The sequence below is a fragment of the Flavobacterium sp. genome, assembly GCF_027484945.1.
Lineage (GTDB): Bacteria > Bacteroidota > Bacteroidia > Flavobacteriales > Flavobacteriaceae > Flavobacterium.
Genome location: NZ_JAIXRZ010000013.1, coordinates 38,532 through 53,276 on the forward strand (window position 1 = coordinate 38,532; position 14,745 = coordinate 53,276).

The window sequence follows — 14,745 nt, forward strand, 5'->3', positions numbered from 1 at the left end:
TATTTTCCTTTTTTTTGTTCAAATTTATAAGCCATGGATATACAAATTTTAATTATTGATGACCACATGTCAATTATTGAAGGATATAAAACGATCCTTTCAAACAACCGTTTAAATGCAACCTTGCACATTACAGAGGCTCTTGATGCCCAGCAAGGATATGAAGCCCTAAGCAACCCAGCAAACAGTCAAAAGTTTGACGTAATTATTTTAGATTACACCTTGCCGCCTTATGAAGCGCTGGAAATTCAAAATGGGTATGATTTAGTGCAATTTGTTCGCCAATTTCAGCCTCAAGCTAAATTAATGATATTAACGTCACATTCTGAAGCTTTGATGTTGTATAAAGTCATTGTCGAATCGCGCGCGGAGGCGATTATGATTAAAAGTGATTTCACTTCAATGGAATTATTAGAAGCATTTGAGGCGGTTTACCAAGGCGGTAAATGTTATACGAAAACCGTTTTAGAATTGAAAAATCAATTACTGTCAAATTATCGCATATTTGACACGACCAATAGGGAGTTGATTAAGTTAATTGCTAAAGGATTAAAAACAAAAAACATCATGGCCGAATTAAATCTATCTAAAAGCGCCATTGATAAACGAAAAGCTCAAATTCGCGATTTTTTTGAGATCGAAAAAGGGAATGATGAGGATATCATTCAAATAGCCAAAAAGAAGGGATATATTTAACAAATTGTACACTTTTTGTATACCTAAAGGTTAATTTAAGATTCTATATTTGTAGTGTTAAAAGCCTTATAATTCAAGTTAATTCTTGAATAGTGTAAATTTGATGTTGAAATTTAAAACCTATAAATGCCATGATTACAAAGTTCATTATTTATTATTTGCCTTATTTGTTTATTCTTTACCTGTAGCACAGGAAACAGCTAACATTGAATCCGGGAAAATTATGTTCCGGCTTACCGTTCAGTCTGATACATTACTTTTTTATTTTGATTCCAAGCCGATTTTTGAAAAAGCCTTGCAGGAGTTTGTTTTTAATTATACGGACTTTTCAATTGAAAATTTTAACAAAATCCAAAATGATCAGCTACCAATTATTGTTATCGCGTTGTATATTCAAAACGATAAAAAGGATTGGGTTGATGGGCCTGATGAAGCATGGAGGTGTATTGGGTTAAAATCTTGCGAAATGGAATGTATTGAACAAGAAATCAATGGGTTGTGGATGGATTGGAAGTGTAAAAAGCTTTGAAATTTAACAAATTCTACACTTTTTGTATACCAATAGTAAAGTTCAGGTAGTATAATTTTACGATATCTAAGCGCCAGTTGTAAGGTATAAGCCAAACATAAGTTCAAATCCCTTTCCTCGGAATTGTCACTTTCGTTAATTCTGTTGTATAAGCCCGGATTCTTTGTTTTTTCTACGCCTGTCCGAGGAGGGGATTTTTTAAATTTTTATTAATAAGTAGGATTGATTAACTTATGCATTGTAAAACTGTTTTTTAATTATGAAAAAAGCACTTATTATAACTTCTTTAATTTTTATTCTTTTGTCATGCAATAATAACAATGTAGAGATAAATGATGTACAAAAAATAGAAAGTCAATTAAAAGAAATAGAAAAAGTCAACTCAAAAAGTAAAAAATATTTTATTTTGAATAAACTTTATTTTTCAGCATTAAAAATAGAAGTTGATAGTCAAAGAATTAGATTGTTAAATCAAATTTTCAAAGAATCAAATTTTAATAATAATTATAATTTATCTCGAAAAATCAATATTGCTTTTGCTAAGCAACCAGTTAAAAAAAACGTATTAGAACAAGCAAATTTATTTAAAAATAAAGCTTCATATTTCAGAATGATAGGGATGCTTGACTCTGCATATTATTTTTTTAATGAGTCAAAAAAAGATTATGATATTCTAAAAAAATATAATGAATATGGATCTTCATTGTATGGTTTAGCAGAATTAGAATCTAAATTTAATGACTATAATAGTTCTGAAATCAAGTTAAAAAAAATAATTGAATTATCTAAACAGATTGACGACAAAAAATTATATTATATTTCATGTATTGCTCTTGGTAATAATTATAAAAGTAGCGGCGATTACATTTCCTCTATTAAATATCACAAAATTGCTTATAAGTACTATATAGATAATAGGGATAAAATTCACATGAGTTATCTTCATAGACAAGCTTTTTTAAATAATATTGGAAATGTTTACAAGGAGATGGGACTTTTCGATACCGCTAAAACATATTTTAAAAAAGCACTATCTAATAAAAAAGTTTTATTGGATAGTGACTTAGAATTATTTGGTTTGTTAAAATCAAATTTAGGATATTGTTATTTGCAAAATAATCAACTGGAAAAAGCATTAGAGAGTTTTGAAGAAGCAAAAAAAGCATTTTTTAAAGTAAATAATTTTGAAGAGTTATCTTATTTATTGATAAATGAATCAAAAATATTTTTAAAAAATGGAAATACTTTAAAGTCAAATGAATTGTCAAAACAATCATTAAATTTTGCAAAAAAATCTAAAGCTAATAGATGTGAGTTATATATTTTAGAGAAGATAATTGAGCAGAGTGAAGATAATAAAAGTTTATTTTTTGACTATCTTAAATTAAAAAATAAAATAGAGAATAATGAAAATCTATCCAGAAATAGATTTTATAAAATTGAACTTGAGACAAATCAAATTGAACAAGAAAAAAAGCAACTAGAAACCCAAAGAAATCAAGCAATATGGGTAGGGGTTATAATTTTTTTAATTTTAGCAATTATATTTATTAATTACAGAAATCGTATCATAAAAAGTAAATATGAACTAAATAAGAAACATCAAAAAAGTAATGAGATTATTCAAGAATTAATTACCCAAAATCAAGCTATAGAAGTTGAATCGCGCCAAAAAGAACAACGCCGAATAGCTATGGAAATCCATGATAATGTGTTAAATCAATTGGCTAGCGTGCGTTATAGATTGTTTAAATTGAATTTTACGCAAGACCCTAATGCTTTAAATGATGCGCTCTACGGTATCGAAAACATTCGACAAGTAGAGGTTGAACTTCGGAATCTCACACACAACCTCACGAACCAAAGTCAACTTGAACATATATCCTTAAAACAAATGATTGAACAACTCATAGTTGTTCATCATGAAATATACGGTCAAAATGTAATTTTTGAAATGGATACTTGGGATTGGGAAAAATTACCAGCGGAAACTAAATTATGTTTGGTGCGTATGATCCAAGAAGCATTGTTTAATACAGCCAAACATGCTAAAGCGGATAATATTTTAATTGCCTTTACGCAAATTGACGGTCGAATAAAATTGAGGATTAAAGATGACGGAAAAGGATTTGAATTGCACTCCATACAAAGAGGAATAGGATTGCAAAACATGGAGACAAGAGCAGCCCAAATTCAAGCCAAAATAGAAATCCTAACCAATCGAAATCAAGGAACCGAAATTATAGTTGAATCCCATTGAATTAATTAAAAGCCTGAAATACAATTAGTTGAGTTAAAATAGTTCTTTTATTACGGTGAAATACAAAAAATAGCGCATTCACCAAAATTTGAGTATCATTTACTACCAAACGACATACATTCACATAAAACGCCCACGGAAATAGCAATTGACTTCCCGTGCTATACTAGTTTTACTCCGTTGAAATACCCTCAAATCAAAGGCAATTCAACCATTTAAAATTTAATAATAACTAGTAAAGCATACGATTATGAGAAAGTCAGCAATTATTTCTGCATTATTTACAATGATGTTAATATTAACATCCTTTAGTACTCCTTCTGAAATTGGTGGTAGAGGCCAAGTAGGAACAGGTAGTTATGAAATTGGTGGTAGAGGCCAAGTGGGAACAGGTAGTTATGAAATTGGCGGTAGAGGCCAAGTGGGTACAGGTAGTTTGAGTATTGGTGGCCGTGGTCAAGTGGGTACTGGGAGTTAATATATTTAATAAAAAGTATTAAGAAAGTCAACATTTTATGTTGGCTTTTTTTATTTTTGTAAAAACGATAATTGAAAAACTTTATAAAAATATTTAACCTTGTGTTGCTTGTTTCTTTTTTTTCGTGTGAGAAAAAGGGAACAAGTAGTGATGATCAATTTTCTTCAAAAGATTTAAATTTTTTTAATAGTAAAATTTATAACAAAGATTTAAGTTTAACGGAAAGATTAAAATATAATGATAAGGCTATTAATAAATTATCAAAGGAATTAAAAAAAAAAGATTTAAAAGATTTTGATAGATATTTAAATAATTATTTTGAATTTCAAGATTGGGGGAAGTATAAAAGTGCGTCTTTAGTTTTATTAGAAAATTCATTAAAATATAATGACAGCTTATATTATGGTTTGTCTTTAAGATACATAGGTAATTATTATTATCAAAAAAATAATTTGGATAGCACATTTTATTTTTACACTAGATCTGAAAAGGTTTTCAATAAAATAAAAGATAAAAAAAATTACCCTATTATATTATTAAAAAAAGGAATTGTTCAGTTAGAGATTAATGATTTCTTAGGTGCAGATTTATCTTTAAGAAAAGCATATCAAATATTTAAGAATGGTAATGATTTTCAAAAATTATATGCAACTCTAAATACTTTGGGTTCAGTTTCTGCTGAATTGAAAGAATATAGTAGGGCAATTTATTATTACAAACAAGCATTAAATGTAATAAAAAAAGGAAATTTAAATAATCTTGAACATCAAGAATCTAATTGTTTGAACAACTTAGGATTATTATATAATGATTTAAAAGATTATAAAAAATCAATTTATTATTACAATCTTGCTTTAAAGAGTAGAAATTTAATTGATGATAATCCTAGATTGTATTCTATAATAATTGATAATTTAGCATACTCAAAGCTAAAGTCAAATCAATTTTCAGGTTTACCAGATTTATTTTTTGAATCTTTAGATAAAAAAGATTCAATTGAAGATTTAAGTACAATTACAATTGTTAATATTCATTTGTCAGAATATTATGCTAGTATAAAAGACACAATAAATTCTGTATACTATTCTGATATTGCAATAAAAAATGCTTTAAAGCTTAATACACCTTTATATAAAATTGCAGCTTATAAGCAGGCTTCAAATGTTAATAAAAAGAAAAGTTTAAATTATTCTGATTATTACATTAAATTAAATGATAGTCTACAAATGCTGGAGAGAAAATCAAAGGATCGTTTTGCTAGAATCGAGCTCGAAACCGATGAAATTCTTCAGCAAAAAGACTCACTCGAGCAAAAAAATCGAAGTATTCTCAATTATTTTATCGGAACCATTGCTATTGGGACTTTATTGTTTTTTATGCGCGCCCAACGGGCAAAAAGTCGTGAGCTTTTGTTACGTCAGGCACAGCAACGCGCGAATGAAGATATTTATAAGCTTATCATTTCGCAACAAAACAAACTTGAAGAAGGACGTGTACTTGAAAAAAATCGGATTGCAAAAGAATTACATGACGGTGTTTTAGGTCGTTTATTTGGCCTACGCCTAAACCTTGATGGCCTCAATCACCGGGAAGATGAAGCAGCCATTCAAGAACGAATTCATTGCCTAGAAGAATTAAAAGTTATTGAACAAGATTTACGAGAAATCTCTCATGAACTTTCCCGAGAAAAGTATGTATTGGTCAATAATTTCGTTGCTATCGTCAATAATTTATTTGAAGAACAAGCCAAAATTAATCCAGCCAAACTTACTACGATTCTCGATGAGCAGGTCGATTGGGACATATTAAGCAATACAACCAAGATCAATCTTTATAGAATTCTTCAAGAATGTTTACAAAACATCAACAAGTACGCCAAAGCAAATACTATAAAAGTTGAATTCCGTAAGGATAAAAAGGGTAATTTAGTGCTGAATATAACCGATGATGGCGAAGGATTTGAAGTTGATAAGAAAAGTAAGGGGATCGGCCTTAAAAATATTGTGACCCGAACCCACGAAAGTGACGGAATTATCGAAATCAAATCTGCCCCAGGAAAAGGTACCCGTATCAGTATAACAGTTCCATTGGAGCAAAAAAACATCAAACATTAACAAAAAATATATATTGCTATGTCCCAAACAATCAATATTTTAATTGTCGATGATCACCAGTTTATCATCCAAGGCTATAAAAATGTAATTAACCTATTTCCCGATAAATCTATAACCTTTAATTTTATTGAAGCTTCAGATTGCAAGTCTGGTTTTGAAACGATTAGCAATAGTCCACAACCCTTTGATGTTGCATTCCTAGATGTTAGTATGCCAGAATATCCTGAGAAAAACATTAATACAGGTGAAGATTTGGCCAAATTGATTAAGGAAACGATGCCAGAATGTAAAATTGCCCTTCTAACTATGCATTCCGAAAGCTTGAAAGTCATGTCCATTATCGAAGAAATCAATCCCTTGGGATTAGTTATTAAAAATGATCTGACTTTTGATAGTATGATTTTAGCCCTTACCTCTATACTTAATGGTGATACGTATTATAGTGATTCGGTGATTAAATTCTTAAATAACCAACAAAAAGAAAAAGTATACATCGATGTAATCGACCGCCAAATATTACACTATTTAAACAAAGGGGTCAATTACGATGATATCCCATTATACATCACGATCTCATCTAGTTCGGTAAAAACACGAAAAGAAAACTTGAAAGACCTTCTCGGAATTTCAGGTAGTGACGATGCCTCCTTAGTATCCGTAGCGCGCGATCGCGGATTATTATTGTAATTATTATTCGGTTTCGGTTTGAAGTGCATTCCAACCACGTGCCTTCAATTCAATCTTTGTATTAGCACGTGTGACTAAATGCATGCCCTCACTTTCTGGGGTCATGTGTCCGATTACAGTTAAATGGGGATTCCCTTTGATTTTGTCAAAATCTTCTAATTTAATCGTAAATAACAATTCATAATCTTCGCCCCCGTTTATGGCCAAGGTTGTGCTGTCAATAGTAAATTCTTCACATGTAGCAATAAATTGAGGGTCCAAGGGTAATTTTTCTTCAAACAAGTTACAACCAACGGAACTGTTTTTACACAAATGAAGCAATTCTGAGGATAAACCGTCAGAAATATCAATCATGGAAGTGGGTTGAACCTCTAATTGCGCCAATAATCCTTTGATATCTGTGCGCGCCTCTGGTTTCAATTGACGTTCAATTAAATAAGTATAGTTGTCTAGGTCAGGTTGATTTAATGGATTCACTTGAAAAACTTGCTTTTCTCGTTCCAAAACTTGTAAGCCCATATAGGCCGAACCCAAGTCGCCCGTTACTACAATCAAATCGTATTCTTGGGCTCCGTTGCGATAGACCAATTCGTTTTCTTGGGCAGTTCCAATTGCAGTAATTGAAATAATCAATCCTTTTTGTGATGAAGTGGTGTCGCCACCGATAATATCAACTGAATAGGTTTTGGCCCCTAAACGAATACCTTCATACAGTTCTTCTAAAGCTTCCAAAGGAAATCGGTTGGAAACCGCAATTGAAACCGTAATTTGCGTTGGTGTTGCATTCATCGCGCAAATATCAGAGAGATTAACAACCACCGCTTTATATCCTAAATGCTTTAACGGCATATACGACAAATCAAAATGTACGCCTTCTATCAACAGGTCGGTTGAGACTACTGTTTTGGTGTTTTCAAAGCTTAAAACAGCAGCATCATCGCCTATACCTTTTAGGGTAGTGGGCTGGCTAACTTCCACTTTTTCCGTAAGATGTGCAATTAAACCAAATTCGCCCAATTGCGATAGCGGTGTTCGTTGTGGGGCTTTATCTTCCAACATGGTTTTATGTGTTTTAAGCGGTAAAGGTACATTAACCCTTATGGAAATCCAATACTAAAACATCGGGTTTATATTTTTGAAATGGGTGTTGTGTATTCAGCCCCGATCGCAGCGGCATCCTCTGGTGATTCCTTGCCAAAGGGGTCGCCAGAGATACAGCTAAGAGCGGGAGGATACGCGTAAAAAAGGACAGGTGTCTGCTGCCCAAAAAAAAGTCCGGCAAAAACCGAACTTCATTTATAATTCAAAATTTAAAATAGTCAAAATCTAGTCGTTCAACTTCAACACCGCCATAAACGCCGACTGTGGGATTTCTACGTTACCTACCTGACGCATACGTTTTTTACCGGCTTTCTGTTTTTCTAATAACTTACGCTTTCGCGAAATATCTCCCCCGTAACATTTTGCGGTTACGTCTTTACGCAAGGCTTTAATAGTTTCACGGGCAATGATTTTGGCCCCAATCGCGGCTTGAATCGGAATATCAAATTGCTGTCTTGGGATCAACTCGCGTAATTTCTCACACATTTTCTTACCAATATGATAGGCGTTGTCTTCATGGATTAAGGCCGATAAAGCATCTACTGAATTGGCATTCAACAGTACATCTAAACGCACTAATTTAGAAGTTCGCATTCCTATGGGGTGGTAATCAAAAGAAGCATAACCTTTGGAAACGGTTTTTAATCGGTCGTAAAAGTCGAAAACAATTTCTGCCAAAGGCATATCAAAATTCAACTCAACCCGTTCCGTAGTTAAATAGGTTTGATTGGTAATGATTCCTCTTTTTTCAATACACAAACTCATTACATTTCCTACGAAATCTGATTTGGTAATGATTGTAGCTTTGATAAACGGCTCCTCAACCCGGTCCAGTTTTGAAGGTTCCGGCAAGTCGGATGGATTGTTAACAATAATTGCTGTTTCCGGATCTTTTTTGGTATAGGCTAAATACGAAACGTTGGGGACGGTTGTAATTACAGTCATATTAAATTCCCGTTCCAAACGCTCTTGAATAATCTCCAAGTGCAACATTCCCAAGAACCCACATCGAAAACCAAAGCCCAAAGCGGCCGAACTCTCAGGGGCAAAAACCAACGAAGCATCGTTCAATTGTAATTTTTCCATCGAAGCGCGTAAGTCTTCATAATCTTCGGTATCAACGGGATAAATTCCGGCAAAAACCATCGGTTTTACATCCTCAAATCCTTGAATCATTTGGGTAGTCGGCGTTTTTGCATCGGTAATCGTGTCACCCACTTTTACGTCTTTCGCCTCTTTAATCCCAGAAATTAAATACCCTACATCGCCACAACTAATCACTTCTTTTGGAACCTGATTCAGTTTCAAGGTACCAATTTCGTCTGCAAAATATTCATTGCCTGTGGACATGAATTTGATTTTCTGACCCTTACGTATTTCTCCATTTTTCACACGAAAAATAACTTCAATACCACGAAACGGATTATATACCGAGTCAAAAATCAAAGCTTGCAAGGGCTCTTCTTTATTGCCTTTTGGTGCAGGAATTCGCTCGATTATTGCTTCCAAAATTTTATCTACACCAAATCCCGTTTTCCCCGAAGCATGGATGATGTCTTCCAATTTACAACCCAACAAATCCACAATATCATCGCTCACTTCTTCAGGGTTGGCACTAGGTAAGTCAACTTTATTCAATACAGGAATAATCTCCAAGTCGTTTTCTAAAGCTAAATACAAATTGGAAATGGTCTGTGCTTGAATACTTTGTGCTGCATCTACAATCAACAAGGCTCCTTCGCAAGCAGCAATTGAACGTGAAACTTCGTACGAAAAGTCAACGTGACCCGGGGTATCAATTAAGTTTAAAATATATTTTTCCCCATTTTGGGTATATTCCATTTGAATGGCGTGACTTTTAATCGTAATGCCTCGTTCCCGTTCCAAATCCATATTGTCTAGCAATTGCGCTTGAGCTTCGCGCGCAGTTACAGTCTGAGTTTGGTCCAACAAGCGATCCGCCAACGTACTTTTTCCGTGGTCAATGTGGGCAATAATGCAAAAATTCCGAATATTTTTCATCGTCAATAGTCCTTTTATGGTCGCGCATTAAAATTTAAAATACATCATTTAAAATAATACTTGGGACGCTTCCGTCGTGCCTCCGTACCGGGCTTTTCGCAGTACACGCCTGCCTAGCGGCAACGGCGGGGTACTTAGCTGCAATCCCTAGCGCAACACCTTGCAAATATAACGCAAAGTTTAGAATATCGCGTGTATTGCGTCGGTTTAGCTAGGGATATTTTTGCGCTTAATTTTAAGTTTTAGCAGTTGATTTACAATGGGTTAACTTCTTTTCGGTTGATTTTCACTTTATTAATGCGAGAATAGTTTTATTTTTGCCTCCTGAATTGTATTCTTTATGGTCAAAATCGGAAACATTGAACTCCCAGATTTTCCTTTACTACTCGCGCCGATGGAGGATGTGAGTGATCCACCGTTTCGCCGATTGTGCAAAACGCATGGTGCCGACCTTATGTATTCCGAATTTATTTCGTCTGAGGGCCTCATTCGCGATGCGATTAAGAGTCGGATGAAATTGGATATTTTCGATTATGAACGTCCTGTAGGCATTCAAATTTTTGGTGGTGATGAAGAAGCGATGGCGCTCAGTGCCAAAATTGTAGAAACGGTTCAACCCGATTTATTGGATATTAATTTTGGGTGTCCAGTAAAAAAAGTAGTTTGCAAAGGTGCCGGTGCCGGTGTTTTGAAAGATGTTGACTTGATGGTTCGTTTGACAAAAGCGGTTGTAAAAAGTACGCATTTACCCGTAACGGTGAAAACCCGTTTGGGCTGGGATGAAAATTCGATCAATATCGATGAAGTAGCCGAACGGTTGCAAGATGTGGGGATACATGCCTTAACGGTTCATGGCAGAACCCGCGCCCAAATGTATAAAGGTCACTCGGATTGGTCGCATATTGCGCGCGTCAAAAACAATCCGAGAATTCATATACCCATATTTGGAAACGGCGATATTGATTCTCCTGAAAAAGCGCTGGAGTACAAGAATAAATATGGTTTAGACGGAATAATGATTGGCCGCGCGGCGATTGGTTATCCTTGGATTTTTAATGAAATCAAACAGTATTTCGCTACAGGTCAACACTTGCCAACACCCACAATTACAGATCGTATAGAAGCAGCGCGCAATCATTTGTTATGGTCGATGGAATGGAAAGGAGAACGTTTAGGAATAGTGGAAATGCGCCGTCATTATACCAATTATTTTAAGGGGATTCCCAACTTCAAAGAATACAAAACCCGATTGGTGACAACCGATGGCCGTGATGATTTGTTACGCGTGTTTGAAGATATAGCGACCCATTTTATGGGTTTGGTGATTTAGTCCATTATCTTTTTTGAAACCCGGCTGCTCGCAATCCAACTCGAGATAAAACCAAGAGTTACCACAGTCCCAAAAACTAAAACCAAGTTTTCCCAGTGAAATTCGATCGGATAGGCAAGCGATGGTGTAATCATTATAAGTTGAAACTTTTGTTGAAGAAGAACCAAAATTGAACCCAATCCGAGTCCTAATATCCCGCCCAAAACACTCAGTATTGTTCCTTGAAGCAAGAAAATACGCCGAAGTTCTTTTATTTCCACACCTAGATTATAGAGGGTTTTTAAATTTCCTTTTTTGTCCAACACCATCATGATTAAAGCACCGGCCAAACTAAACAACGCCATGATAATCACTAAGGTAAAAATTAAATAAACAGCAATATTTTCAGAGTTTAACATCTTGTATAACGTCTCGTTAAGCTGGGCCCGGTTTTTTACCAAAGCGGTTGGAAAAATCGATTCAATTTGTGTCATGACCGCTTTTTCATTCGCATTTGGTTTGAGTTTAATTTCCAAACTAGAAACCTGATTTGGCTTTAATTGCAACAACTCTTGGGTTAATCGTAAGTCTGCAAAAACATATTTAGAGTCCAATTCTTCATTAATTGCATAAATTCCAACAGGAAATAGAATTAAGGTATTGAAAGCGTCTTCTGGATTTAAACTCAAGTCACCACGACCCGGTTTTGGAACATATACCTCAAAGGGATTGTTGTAATCCATAAGTCCTAATGAAAGTTTTTCAGAAAGTCCATAGCCAATTACAACCTGCGTAGAATTTGGGCTCAACCACTGCCCGTTAAACAACTTTTCAGAAGCATTAGATACTTTTGAAAATTGATTATCGACTCCCTTTAAATAAGAAAATTGGGTTTTTCCATCAAAAAGAAACATCACCCTTTTCTCTACTACTTTGCTGAAATGATCCAAACCTTCTACTTGTTGAAGTTGTTGGATTTGCGCTGGAAGTAGGGTAAAATATTCTCCTTTTTTAGCAAATAATTTAAGGTCGGGGTCCAATTCATTAGAAAATGAGAGGCTGAAGGTGCGCAATCCACTAAAAACCGATAAAACTACAAAAAGAGCCATTGCGCCTACAATAATACTTAAGGAGGCAATACCCGTAATGATATTTATTGAGGTGTTTTTGCTCAATGAAAATAAATAGCGACGGGCAATGTAGAGCGAAATATTCACTTACGATTTTTTGCGTTTAGCTAATAATTCACGATTTTCAATAGGATTTTCTTGACCAGAAAGCGCGCGGTCAATTTGCTCAATGTATTCTAATGAGTCGTCAATATAGAAAATTAAATTGGGCACTTTTCGCAATTGTAGTTTAACCCGTTGGGATAAATCGTGCTTGATTAAAGGGGTGTTAGAACGAATAGCAGTTAATAATTCAGGGCCTTTTTCAGCCGGGAAAACACTTAAAAATACTTTAGCAATAGAAAGATCTGTAGTGACATTAACTTTAGAAACAGAGATGATTAAGTTGGCAATTCCGTTTTTACGCACTTCGCCTTGTAAGATGTCGACTAAATCTTTTTGCAGTACACTCCCTATTTTTTTCTGTCTATTTGATTCCATTTGACAAAAATACAACTTTAATCGGAATTTGAATTTTTCCCGATTTGATAAAATCCGTATTATACCCATTAGCTATTTTCTATCTTTGTGGTAAATGAAATGGTATGAGAAAAATAGAACATATTGGAATTGCTGTGAAATCACTTAGTACATCAAATGCTTTGTTTGAAAAACTATTGGGCGTCCCAGCCTATAAAGAAGAAGAAGTAGAAAGTGAGGGTGTGAAAACTTCTTTTTTTATGAATGGACCCAATAAAATTGAGTTGTTAGAATCCACTCGTGAAGACAGTCCGATTGCCAAGTTTATTCAGAAAAAAGGTGAAGGGATTCATCATATTGCTTTTGACGTGGCCAACATTTATGAAGAGATAGAACGGTTAAAAGGCGAGGGTTTTATAATATTGAATGAGCAGCCCAAGCTGGGTGCTGACAATAAATTAGTTGTTTTTTTGCATCCTAAATCGACCAATGGCGTATTGATCGAGCTGTGTCAAGAAGCGGAATAATCGTAAAAAGTTATCTCTTGAATCGTTTGCAGAATCGCAGAAATAGTTTTAATATTGCATCCGCTACAAAAGCCTTGGCTTTATTCACAAAACACAATTATTAATTGAAGTTAGTGAAGTAGATGGGTCCTATAGCTCAGTTGGTTAGAGCACCTGACTCATAATCAGGTGGTCCTTGGTTCGAGCCCAAGTGGGACCACCACAAAACCCTTGTAAGTATCAGTATTTACAAGGGTTTCTTATTAAAAAGTTGAGCAAAAAGTTGAGCAAAACATCGTGCTCAACTTTTTTAAACTCCAATATTTATAGTGTTTTTTGATTATGTGAGATATTTATTTTTAAAGATATCTTATGAAAAATCCTAAAACTTCAACCCTAGTGTTCAAAATTCATTTAGAAGATTTTGAAAACAATGAACAATTTACAGACGCTTTGATTTATGCTATTGAAACAACTTTAAAGTTGAATGACGATAAAAGTTTTGTATGTTCAATGCGAGATAGACCAAATGGCTATTTCCTTGGTTTAAATAAAAAAATAAGAATTGAAATCCGGAATTGTGATTGTTAAATAAATAACCCCCAATATAAGTCTATAAGCTTATACTGGGGGTTATTTATTTTGAATAGTATTTATCAGAATACCACCTCAACTTTAAGTTTTTTAGAGATGCGTTGAATAGCTGAATTAAACCCTTTAATATCTTTATTGGTTACAACATAAATATCATTAAGGGGTTTGTATAACTTCTGTTTTAGTACTGATTCAGGTAATTCATTATAATCTAAACAGATTGTTCTTCCCAATGCTATTGAAGCATCTTTTTTAGTTGCAAACTCCCCGTGTTTGCCCTCAAGGACATCTTTAACCAAGTCATAGTATGCCATTGCGTATGATTTGTTGTTGTACTTTGTTTTGTTGAATTCAAATTGTGAATCAGGGAATAATGTTTTGAAAGTTGTCATAATAATTAATTTTTAAATTGTTCTTTAAATTGTTTTTTGAATGGGTGGCCACCTGAATTCTTTGACAAAAATATAGAGACTAATTTTGCTGTACTGCATAAAATAAATTTTTTTATTTGGAAAGTTTGTACAGCATTATAATAAAGTTAAATGAAGATAATTTAAGTAAATCAACCTCTCGCTAGGTGGCTTGAGGTTATTAAATAATTTATTAAAATTATAATTAATAAAAGGAAGTTCTATAATCTCCTCTTTCGCTCTGGGCTGGGCTCCTTACTGTTTGTAAGGACATCCAATAATTAAATTGAATGTGGTTGCTCAACTGATTTCTCAGCCCAACAGAGTTTTTGCGGTATGACCCGACCTTCTTTATCCAGAACCGTTCAAGAAGGATTTTTTTAAATAATAGAAACATCTTCCCCCACTTCATATCCTCTTCTTCTCGTGGTGGGGTTTGCCAGTTGATTT

The 14,745-nt window shown here is 34.0% G+C and carries 14 protein-coding genes and 1 tRNA gene; 10 read left to right on the forward strand and 5 right to left on the reverse strand.

The window, feature by feature from the left end; all coding sequences use genetic code 11:
* Window positions 1–33 precede the first annotated feature (33 nt).
* From Q0039_RS01635 to Q0039_RS01660, 6 genes are all read left to right on the forward strand, one after another.
* The gene (locus tag Q0039_RS01635) at window positions 34–696 is read left to right on the forward strand and encodes a response regulator (RefSeq protein WP_297508052.1); all 663 of its coding nucleotides are present in this window, start codon (window positions 34–36) and stop codon (window positions 694–696) included.
* Between the two features lie 103 nt (window positions 697–799).
* A complete protein-coding gene (locus tag Q0039_RS01640) occupies window positions 800–1,225 on the forward strand; it encodes a hypothetical protein (RefSeq protein ID WP_297508055.1) in 426 nt (141 codons plus the stop codon).
* A 259-nt stretch (window positions 1,226–1,484) separates the two neighbouring features.
* Window positions 1,485–3,485 carry a tetratricopeptide repeat protein gene (locus Q0039_RS01645; RefSeq protein WP_297508058.1) on the forward strand — a complete coding sequence of 667 codons (2,001 nt, stop codon included), beginning with the start codon at window positions 1,485–1,487 and terminating at the stop codon, window positions 3,483–3,485.
* Between the two features lie 250 nt (window positions 3,486–3,735).
* Window positions 3,736–3,963, forward strand: a complete 228-nt coding sequence (locus Q0039_RS01650) for a hypothetical protein (RefSeq protein ID WP_297508061.1) — start codon at window positions 3,736–3,738, stop codon at window positions 3,961–3,963.
* Window positions 3,964–4,034: 71 nt separating this feature from the next.
* Window positions 4,035–6,077, forward strand: coding sequence for a tetratricopeptide repeat-containing sensor histidine kinase (locus Q0039_RS01655; RefSeq protein WP_297508063.1), 2,043 nt, complete (start codon window positions 4,035–4,037; stop codon window positions 6,075–6,077).
* Between the two features lie 18 nt (window positions 6,078–6,095).
* The gene (locus Q0039_RS01660) at window positions 6,096–6,764 is read left to right on the forward strand and encodes a response regulator transcription factor (protein WP_297508066.1); all 669 of its coding nucleotides are present in this window, start codon (window positions 6,096–6,098) and stop codon (window positions 6,762–6,764) included.
* A 3-nt stretch (window positions 6,765–6,767) separates the two neighbouring features.
* On the opposite strand, the gene thiL is transcribed toward Q0039_RS01660, so the two are convergent.
* Both thiL and lepA read right to left on the reverse strand, forming a co-directional pair.
* Window positions 6,768–7,823 (reverse strand): thiamine-phosphate kinase, encoded by a 1,056-nt coding sequence (thiL, locus tag Q0039_RS01665; RefSeq protein WP_297508069.1) that lies wholly within the window; start codon window positions 7,821–7,823, stop codon window positions 6,768–6,770.
* Window positions 7,824–8,090: 267 nt separating this feature from the next.
* Entirely contained in the window at window positions 8,091–9,887 is a 1,797-nt protein-coding gene (lepA, locus tag Q0039_RS01670; RefSeq protein WP_297508073.1) for a translation elongation factor 4, read from the reverse strand.
* A gap of 340 nt (window positions 9,888–10,227) precedes the next feature.
* Here lepA and dusB point away from each other — a divergent pair, with 340 nt between their 5' ends.
* Window positions 10,228–11,217 (forward strand): tRNA dihydrouridine synthase DusB, encoded by a 990-nt coding sequence (dusB, locus tag Q0039_RS01675; protein WP_297508076.1) that lies wholly within the window; start codon window positions 10,228–10,230, stop codon window positions 11,215–11,217.
* Here dusB and Q0039_RS01680 read toward each other — a convergent pair.
* The gene (locus tag Q0039_RS01680; protein WP_297508079.1) at window positions 11,214–12,413 is read right to left on the reverse strand and encodes an FtsX-like permease family protein; all 1,200 of its coding nucleotides are present in this window, start codon (window positions 12,411–12,413) and stop codon (window positions 11,214–11,216) included. The two genes, dusB and Q0039_RS01680, sit on opposite strands and share 4 nt — an antisense overlap.
* Entirely contained in the window at window positions 12,414–12,806 is a 393-nt protein-coding gene (gene rbfA / locus Q0039_RS01685) for a 30S ribosome-binding factor RbfA (RefSeq protein ID WP_297508081.1), read from the reverse strand. It lies immediately after the preceding gene.
* Window positions 12,807–12,910: 104 nt separating this feature from the next.
* On the opposite strand from rbfA, the gene mce reads away from it, so the two are divergent.
* From mce to Q0039_RS01700, 3 genes are all read left to right on the forward strand, one after another.
* Window positions 12,911–13,312: a methylmalonyl-CoA epimerase gene (mce, locus tag Q0039_RS01690; RefSeq protein WP_297508085.1), complete on the forward strand. Its 402-nt coding sequence runs from the start codon at window positions 12,911–12,913 to the stop codon at window positions 13,310–13,312.
* A gap of 125 nt (window positions 13,313–13,437) precedes the next feature.
* A tRNA-Ile gene (locus tag Q0039_RS01695) sits at window positions 13,438–13,514 on the forward strand.
* A gap of 149 nt (window positions 13,515–13,663) precedes the next feature.
* Complete coding sequence (locus tag Q0039_RS01700) at window positions 13,664–13,882, forward strand: hypothetical protein (RefSeq protein WP_297508088.1); 219 nt, start codon at window positions 13,664–13,666, stop codon at window positions 13,880–13,882.
* A gap of 65 nt (window positions 13,883–13,947) precedes the next feature.
* Here the strand turns inward: Q0039_RS01700 and Q0039_RS01705 are convergent, their stop codons facing one another.
* Window positions 13,948–14,277 (reverse strand): hypothetical protein, encoded by a 330-nt coding sequence (locus Q0039_RS01705; protein WP_297508091.1) that lies wholly within the window; start codon window positions 14,275–14,277, stop codon window positions 13,948–13,950.
* Window positions 14,278–14,745 lie beyond the last annotated feature (468 nt).